The sequence below is a fragment of the uncultured Streptococcus sp. genome (assembly GCF_915066115.1).
Taxonomy (GTDB): Bacteria; Bacillota; Bacilli; order Lactobacillales; family Streptococcaceae; genus Streptococcus.
Genome location: NZ_CAJZDT010000096.1, coordinates 1 through 7,527 on the forward strand (window position 1 = coordinate 1; position 7,527 = coordinate 7,527).

The following is a 7,527-nucleotide window of genomic DNA, read 5'->3' on the forward strand; positions in this document are numbered from 1 at the left end:
GAAGAAAAACTAAGATCTAGAAAGAACGGATTTCGTCCTTTCTTTTTTAATGTTTAGAGCGATAAAAATCCGTTTTTTGAAGTTTAATAATATAAAAAACTTCAGATGTGTAGAAACTAATTGAGTTACTCATCTGGAGTTATTTTATAATTGTATTTTTTTACTTCCAAGCCTTAAGTGAAATTTCCCCGCTATTGAGCCAGATTTCTTTTCCGTTATCACATTGAACTAAAAGTTTGCCATATTCTGAGATGTCTTTAGCAAGTCCTTTGTAGTCTTTTTGCTCTAGTGTAAAAGTCACTTCTTTTCCTAGAACGAAGGACTGTTTTTTGTATAGGTATAATAGCTCTTCTGCAGGTGTTTCGAAGAAAACACGCCAGATTTCTATGATTAATTCATTTCTTGTTATATGCGCTGGTGCTGTAAATAAGCTAGCAGCTTTTTCTTTTAATTCTTGAGGGAAGTCTTTGATAGCAAAGTTGATTCCTACTCCAATAATGATATCTGTGACTAAGCCAGTTTCTACAGACGTCATTGCTTCAGTAAGGATTCCTCCAATTTTATGATTTTTGAGGTAAATATCATTGACCCATTTTATGTCGACATCTATTAATGTTAGGTTCTTAATGGCTTTGTAGATAGCTCCTGCTACAAGTAGTGTGTAGGATGGTAATTGGTCATAGGGGAGATTGGGTTTAAGATGGAGTGTCATATAAATGCCACCTTGGGGTGAGTAGAAAGAACGTTGAAAACGGCCTCGGCCAGCTGTTTGATAGGAAGCTAGATAGAGGGTGTTTGCTTCATTTCCTAAATCAATAGCTTCTTTTGCATCGAGTTGTGTTGATCTTGTTTCGGGTTTAAAACTGATTTTAATTGGAAGATTTTGTTCTAGAAGTTCTGGAAGAATAAGGTCTCCATTCACCAGTTTATAGCCTTTGTTTTTGATACTATCAATTTCAATGCCTTCTTGTTCTAAACGCTTGATGGCTTTCCAAATTGATGTTCGACTGAGGGATAGTTCTTCTGCAATCTTTTCTCCGCTGATATAATCGCTTTCTTTAGCTAGAATTTGGTAGACGGCTTGGTAGGATTTCATAGTGTTTCCTTTCTTTAGGAATTGTAAGTTATTTAAATATAGTTTGGATAGTTGGTCAAATCTTTATTATATTACTACTATTTTAACATATACCTACTATTTTCGGCACTATTTTTTGAATTGAATCTAGTCATTAAGCTTGAGTTGTGAAATCTCAGTATTTTTGCCCGCTTTTTTACCTAGTAAACGTTTCCTTTGTTTTCAAATTGCTAAAAAAGTGGTACAATATAGGGTAGCTTACTATTATCTGAATCAACTGATTTGGAGAGAAAGGATTCATTTTGAAATCAATAGGCTTTATTGAAAAGCTGAAAGGGTTGTCTAGTAAAGAGCTGATTTTATTGGGAATTATCCTGAGTATCTTTTTACCCTTTTATCTTTTTGTAGTTGTATTCTGTTTATATATTATCAGTTTAATTTTCACAGGGGACATGAAAAGTATTCTTCAGAAAATGGGGGAGCATCCGATGCTGCTTCTTTTTCTTGGCTATAGTACTGTTATATCCACTTTTGCTCAAAATTGGATGGGAGTTGTGGCTTCAGTAGGAATTTTTCTATTTACTGTTTTCTTTTTGCACTATCAGTCGATTTTATCACATAAATTCTTTCGATTGATTTTGCAGCTCGTCTTGTTTGGTAGCGTCTTGTCAGCTGCTTTTGCGAGTTTAGAACATTTCCAAATTGTGAAGAAATTCAACTATGCTTTTCTTTCACCCAATATGCAGGTGTGGCATCAGAATCGTGCAGAAGTGACCTTCTTTAATCCTAATTATTATGGAATTATTTGTTGTTTCTGTATCATGATTGCCTTCTATTTGTTTACAACGACCAAGTTGAATTGGTTGAAAGTATTCTGTGTGATTGCAGGCTTTGTGAATCTCTTTGGTTTGAACTTTACTCAAAATCGAACTGCTTTTCCTGCTATTATCGCTGGAGCAATCATTTATCTCTTTACGACCATTAAAAACTGGAAGGCCTTTTGGCTTAGTATTGGGGTCTTTGCGATTGGCTTGAGTTTCCTCTTTTCTAGTGATTTGGGAGTTCGGATGGGGACTTTAGACTCTTCTATGGAAGAACGGATTTCTATCTGGGATGCTGGGATGGCCTTATTTAAGCAAAATCCTTTCTGGGGTGAGGGGCCATTAACCTACATGCACTCTTATCCTCGGATACATGCTCCTTATCATGAACATGCTCACAGTCTTTATATCGATACGATTCTGAGTTACGGAATTGTGGGGACCATTTTACTAGTTTTGTCTTCTGTGGCTCCTGTTCGCTTCATGATGGATATGAGTCAGGAGTCGGGGAAACGTCCGATTATTGGTCTTTATCTATCTTTTCTTACAGTGGTTGCTGTACACGGAATCTTTGACTTGGCCCTCTTCTGGATTCAGTCAGGTTTCATTTTCTTGCTAGTTATGTGCAGCATTCCATTGGAACGTCGAACTTTGGTATCGGACATGACGGATTAAGTTTATAAGATTGAAATCTTCTACCTTGAGTAGGAGATTTTTTTACTGGGAAAAATTATTTCCAAATCGAAATAGTTGACAGATGGAACGACGAGTGTTACAATTACTTCATTCATTTCGATATAGAAATAAATTGGAGGTGTCATGAAAGATAGTCATTTGGTAGCCCTTCATATTCGTTTGTTGAATGGGCGGATTTTTCAAAAGTTACTGAGCCAAGATCCTGAAGCTCTTTATCGGAGTGAACAGGGGAAGATTTTAGCGGTTTTATGGAATAGTGAAACTGGCTGCGCAACTGCGACAGATATTGCTTTGGCGACTGGACTTGCTAATAATACGCTGACGACTATGATAAAAAAGCTAGAAGAACAAAATCTTGTAACCGTTAGTCCATGTGGAGAAGATAAGCGTAAGAAGTATTTGGTTTTAACAGAGTTGGGGCAGTCTCAGAAAGAAGTAGGGCATCGTGTCAGTCAGAAATTGGATACGATCTTTTACAAAGGATTTTCAGAGGAAGAAATTCGTCAGTTTGAAGCCTTTCAAGAAAGAATTTTGGCTAATCTGAAAGAGGAGGAAAATGAGGTTTAAAATGGAGCAAATTAGCTGTTTATAAGTAAAGGTCACTTTCGACTTTGTTTTCCAACTCTTAGGACAAGGAAACTAAGTGGTTAGCTATGGTCGGACTCAGATTGACGGCCTTGCCTATGCCCAGTACGCTATCTTCCGTCTAGAAAACGGGAAAATTGTGGAGCATTGGGACAGTAAGGAAGTCATGCCTAAGGTAGAAGACTTGACCAATCGAGGGAAGTTTTAAATGAGGACAAAGAATGATTGAATACAAAAATGTAGCTTTACGTTACACAGAAAAAGATGTCTTGAGAGATGTCAATTTACGGATTGAGAATGGGGAATTTATGGTTTTAGTTGGACCTTCTGGATCCGGTAAGACGACCATGATTAAGATGATTAACCGTCTATTGGAGCCTACTGATGGAAATATTTATATGGATGGCAAGCGCATCAAAGACTATGATGAGCGTGAGCTTCGTCTTTCTACTGGTTATGTTTTACAGGCCATTGCTCTCTTTCCCAATCTAACGGTTGCGGAAAATATTGCCCTCATTCCTGAGATGAAGGACTGGAGCAAGGAAGAAATTGCTCAGAAAACTGAAGAGCTTTTGGCTAAGGTTGGTTTACCAGTGGCTGAGTATGGACATCGACTTCCTAGTGAATTATCTGGTGGAGAACAGCAACGGGTTGGTATTGTTCGTGCTATGATTGGTCAGCCTAAGATTCTCCTCATGGATGAGCCTTTTTCAGCCTTGGATGCTATTTCGAGAAAACAGTTGCAGGTTCTGACGAAAGAATTGCATAAAGAGTTTGGGATGACAACGATTTTTGTGACCCATGATACGGATGAAGCTTTGAAATTGGCGGACCGTATTGCTGTCTTGCAGGATGGAGAGATTCGTCAGGTGGCGAATCCTGAGACGATTTTAAAAGCTCCTGCAACGGACTTTGTAGCAGACTTGTTTGGAGGTAGTGTTCATGACTAATTTAATTGCAACTTTTCAGGATCGTTTTAGTGATTGGTTGACAGCTCTATCTCAACATTTGCAGTTGTCACTTTTGACCCTGTTACTGGCTATTTTTATTGCGATTCCCTTAGCTGTTTATCTTCGCTATCATGAGAAGTTGGCAGATTGGGTCTTGCAGATTGCAGGGATTTTCCAGACTATGCCGTCACTGGCCTTGTTGGGGCTCTTTATCCCCTTGATGGGAATTGGAACCTTGCCAGCTTTGACAGCTCTAGTGATCTATGCGATCTTTCCGATTTTACAAAATACCATCACTGGACTCAAGGGAATTGACCCAAGTCTACAAGAGGCTGGGATTGCCTTTGGGATGACTAGGTGGGAGAGACTCAAGAAGTTTGAAATTCCACTTGCTATGCCTGTTATGATGTCTGGAATTCGGACGGCAGCGGTCTTGATTATCGGTACGGCAACCTTGGCGGCCTTGATTGGGGCAGGGGGACTAGGTTCCTTTATCCTTTTGGGAATTGACCGTAATAATGCCAGTCTAATTTTGATTGGGGCCCTTTCTTCTGCAGTGCTGGCTATTGCCTTTAACTTACTATTAAAAGTGATGGAAAAAGCAAAATTGCGGACGATTTTCTCTGGTTTTGCCTTGGTGACAATATTGCTCGGTCTGTCTTATAGTCCAGCCCTCTTAGCTCAAAAAGAGAAGGAAAACTTGGTTATTGCTGGGAAATTGGGTCCAGAACCAGAAATTTTGGCCAATATGTATAAGTTGCTGATTGAAGAAAATACCAGTATGACTGCGACTGTTAAACCGAATTTTGGGAAGACAAGCTTTCTTTATGAAGCTCTGAAAAAAGGCGATATTGACATTTATCCTGAATTTACTGGTACGGTGACTGAAAGTTTGCTTCAACCATCACCGAAAGTGAGTCATGAGCCAGAGCAGGTTTATGATGTAGCGCGTGATGGTATTGCCAAACAGGATCATCTAGCCTATCTCAAACCTATGTCTTATCAAAATACCTACGCTGTAGCTGTTCCGAAAAAGATTGCTCAAGAATATGGCTTGAAGACTATTTCGGACTTGAAAAAAGTGGAAGGGAAGTTGAAGGCAGGCTTTACACTTGAGTTTAATGACCGTGAAGATGGAAATAAGGGCTTGCAGTCAATGTATGGTCTCAATCTCAATGTGGCGACCATGGAACCAGCCCTTCGCTATCAGGCAATTCAGTCAGGTGATATTCAAATCACGGACGCTTATTCGACTGATGCAGAGTTGGCGCGTTATGATTTGCAGGTCTTGGAAGATGACAAGCAACTCTTCCCACCTTATCAAGGGGCACCACTCATGAAAGAAGCTCTTCTCAAGAAGCATCCTGAGTTGGAGAAAGTTCTCAATAAATTGGCTGGCAAAATTACTGAAAGCCAGATGAGCCAGCTCAACTACCAAGTTGGTGTTGAAGGCAAGTCAGCAGAACAAGTAGCCAAGGAGTTTCTCCAAGAACAAGGTTTGTTGAAGAAATAGTTTGAAAATGTCAAACTCAACTTTGTTAAACGACCATATAGAAAACTGCTCAGACAATGTTGTCTGGGCTTTTTTGATTGTTGAAAAGATGAAAACTCAGTAGCCTAGAAATAAGGCAACTGAGCTCTACTCTGTATTCAATTTTTAGGAATGAGAAGGTCTAGATAAAACTGGACAACTTCCTGGTATGTAAAGTCTTGTCCTTTTTTGAGCCACCAGGTCAATGTCTCGATAAAGTTGGACACGACCAAGTGTTGGAGGTAAGAAGTAGGCAGATTAGTGTGGGCTTCTTTTAACTCATCAGCCAACATGGGATAGACATGGTGTTCTAGCTCTTTATGGAGTTGACGGAGGAAGTAGTCATTTTTGGAAAATAGCAGACTGGTAACATGGTCCTGGTTTTTCTGAAAATGTAAAAAGATATGTGCGAGGTAGTCCTCGGTAGTAAAGTGTCCTTCCCTTTCAAAGAGATGATGAAAGAGGTAGCGACAGAGCTCATCTAAAAGGAGTTCCTTGCTTTCATAGTGACAGTAAAAAGTAGAACGCCCAACATCTGCTAGGTCAATGATATCCTGAACAGTAGTGGCATCATAGCCTTTGTCGTTCAAAAGTTGTAAAAAAGCTTGATAGATGGCTTTTTTCGTCTTGTTGACTCGACGGTCTCTTTTTGGCATGTAGACACTTGAGACAAACTGTTCAGAACTGAACATGGCTGACAGTTTGCTTCTATCCTTTCTTTGAATTTTATTAGATAATACAAATGAAAGAAGTATGTATATACCCATTATACCAAAGGAGGGAGAGAAATGAGTTCTAAAACATCTATCTGGTTAGCTTTTTTCTTAAATTTAAGCTATGCTATTGTTGAGTTTATCGCAGGAGGAATCTTCGGTTCAAGTGCTGTTCTTGCTGATTCTATCCATGACTTGGGAGATGCTATAGCAATCGGCATATCGGCCTTTTTAGAAACAATCTCAAATAGAGAAGAAGATAGGCAATACACCTTGGGTTACAAGCGATTTAGTCTTTTAGGGGCCCTAGTGACTGCTGTGATTCTTATCACAGGATCCATTCTAGTGATCTTGGAAAATATAACTAAACTTTTGAATCCACAGCCCGTTAATGACGAAGGCGTCCTCTGGCTAGGAATCATTGCAGTCAGTATCAATGTGCTAGCTAGTCTAGTAGTTCGTAAGGGAAAGACAAAGAACGAGTCAATTCTGAGCCTGCACTTTTTGGAAGATACTCTAGGTTGGTTGGCTGTCATTCTAATGGCGATTATCCTCCGATTTACAGATTGGTATATCCTTGATCCGCTCTTATCGCTTGTCATTTCCATCTTCATTCTAACAAAAGCTATTCCTCGATTTTGGAGCGCACTCAAGATTTTCCTGGATGCTGTGCCAGAAGGACTAGAGACAGGTGATTTGGAGAAGGATTTGGAGGCTCTGACCAATGTCAAAAGTGTCAATCAACTTAGCATTTGGTCCATGGATGGTCTAGAAAATAATGCTATTATCCATATCTGTTTAGAGGATTGGGAGGAGATGACGGAAACAAAGAATCAAGTACGTCAGCTCTTAGAAGAAAGAGGTGTGCAGAATATTACTATCGAAGTGGACACCAGTCAAAGCAATCATGCGCAACATAAGCGAAAGGTAACAGCCTTAGAGCAACCTCATGGGCATCAACATTAGAAAAGAGGTTGGGGGAAAGTCTTTAAAAGTAAAAAGCGCATAGTATCAGGCATTGAAAATATGATACTATGCGTTTTATTGTGAGGATATTTACTTCATTTTATCTTGAAATTTAGTTTTTGCCTAGATTCTAATATCTTAATCATTCCTTGTACTCTCTCTCAATGTCAGTCTGTATACTCGCATAGTA

The 7,527-nt window shown here is 39.3% G+C and carries 7 protein-coding genes and 1 pseudogene; 6 read left to right on the forward strand and 2 right to left on the reverse strand.

Features of this window, described 5'->3' with window-relative positions; genetic code table 11:
• Positions 1–160: 160 nt before the first annotated feature.
• A complete protein-coding gene (birA, locus tag QZ565_RS06975; RefSeq protein WP_295527451.1) occupies positions 161–1,096 on the reverse strand; it encodes a bifunctional biotin--[acetyl-CoA-carboxylase] ligase/biotin operon repressor BirA in 936 nt (311 codons plus the stop codon).
• Between the two features lie 281 nt (positions 1,097–1,377).
• Here birA and QZ565_RS06980 point away from each other — a divergent pair, with 281 nt between their 5' ends.
• The 5 genes and pseudogenes from QZ565_RS06980 (at position 1,378) to QZ565_RS07000 (ending at position 5,640) form a co-directional block, all read left to right on the forward strand.
• Entirely contained in the window at positions 1,378–2,571 is a 1,194-nt protein-coding gene (locus QZ565_RS06980) for an O-antigen ligase (protein ID WP_295527454.1), read from the forward strand.
• 144 nt (positions 2,572–2,715) lie between these two features.
• Positions 2,716–3,159, forward strand: coding sequence for a MarR family transcriptional regulator (locus QZ565_RS06985; RefSeq protein WP_295527457.1), 444 nt, complete (start codon positions 2,716–2,718; stop codon positions 3,157–3,159).
• A gap of 18 nt (positions 3,160–3,177) precedes the next feature.
• Positions 3,178–3,385, forward strand: a pseudogene (locus tag QZ565_RS06990) (polyketide cyclase); the annotation flags it as partial.
• Positions 3,386–3,398: 13 nt separating this feature from the next.
• Positions 3,399–4,127 (forward strand): ABC transporter ATP-binding protein, encoded by a 729-nt coding sequence (locus QZ565_RS06995; protein ID WP_295527461.1) that lies wholly within the window; start codon positions 3,399–3,401, stop codon positions 4,125–4,127.
• Complete coding sequence (locus QZ565_RS07000) at positions 4,120–5,640, forward strand: ABC transporter permease/substrate-binding protein (RefSeq protein WP_295527464.1); 1,521 nt, start codon at positions 4,120–4,122, stop codon at positions 5,638–5,640. Before QZ565_RS06995 ends, QZ565_RS07000 begins: the two co-directional genes overlap by 8 nt.
• 137 nt (positions 5,641–5,777) lie before the next feature.
• Here QZ565_RS07000 and QZ565_RS07005 read toward each other — a convergent pair whose 3' ends face one another.
• Complete coding sequence (locus tag QZ565_RS07005; protein ID WP_295527470.1) at positions 5,778–6,314, reverse strand: TetR/AcrR family transcriptional regulator; 537 nt, start codon at positions 6,312–6,314, stop codon at positions 5,778–5,780.
• Positions 6,315–6,446: 132 nt separating this feature from the next.
• Between QZ565_RS07005 and QZ565_RS07010 the strand changes: the two genes are divergently transcribed.
• Entirely contained in the window at positions 6,447–7,337 is an 891-nt protein-coding gene (locus QZ565_RS07010) for a cation diffusion facilitator family transporter (RefSeq protein WP_295527466.1), read from the forward strand.
• The last annotated feature ends 190 nt before the right edge of the window (positions 7,338–7,527 follow it).

Bases quoted from the DNA above. Each gene is read 5' to 3' on its own strand.
- QZ565_RS06995 (WP_295527461.1), top strand. From the start codon at position 3,399: ATGATTGAATACAAAAATGTAGCTTTACGTTACACAGAAAAAGATGTC.
- QZ565_RS07000 (WP_295527464.1), top strand. From the start codon at position 4,120: ATGACTAATTTAATTGCAACTTTTCAGGATCGTTTTAGTGATTGGTTG.
- QZ565_RS06985 (WP_295527457.1), top strand. From the start codon at position 2,716: ATGAAAGATAGTCATTTGGTAGCCCTTCATATTCGTTTGTTGAATGGG.
- birA (WP_295527451.1), bottom strand. From the start codon at position 1,096: ATGAAATCCTACCAAGCCGTCTACCAAATTCTAGCTAAAGAAAGCGAT.
- QZ565_RS07010 (WP_295527466.1), top strand. From the start codon at position 6,447: ATGAGTTCTAAAACATCTATCTGGTTAGCTTTTTTCTTAAATTTAAGC.
- QZ565_RS07005 (WP_295527470.1), bottom strand. From the start codon at position 6,314: ATGCCAAAAAGAGACCGTCGAGTCAACAAGACGAAAAAAGCCATCTAT.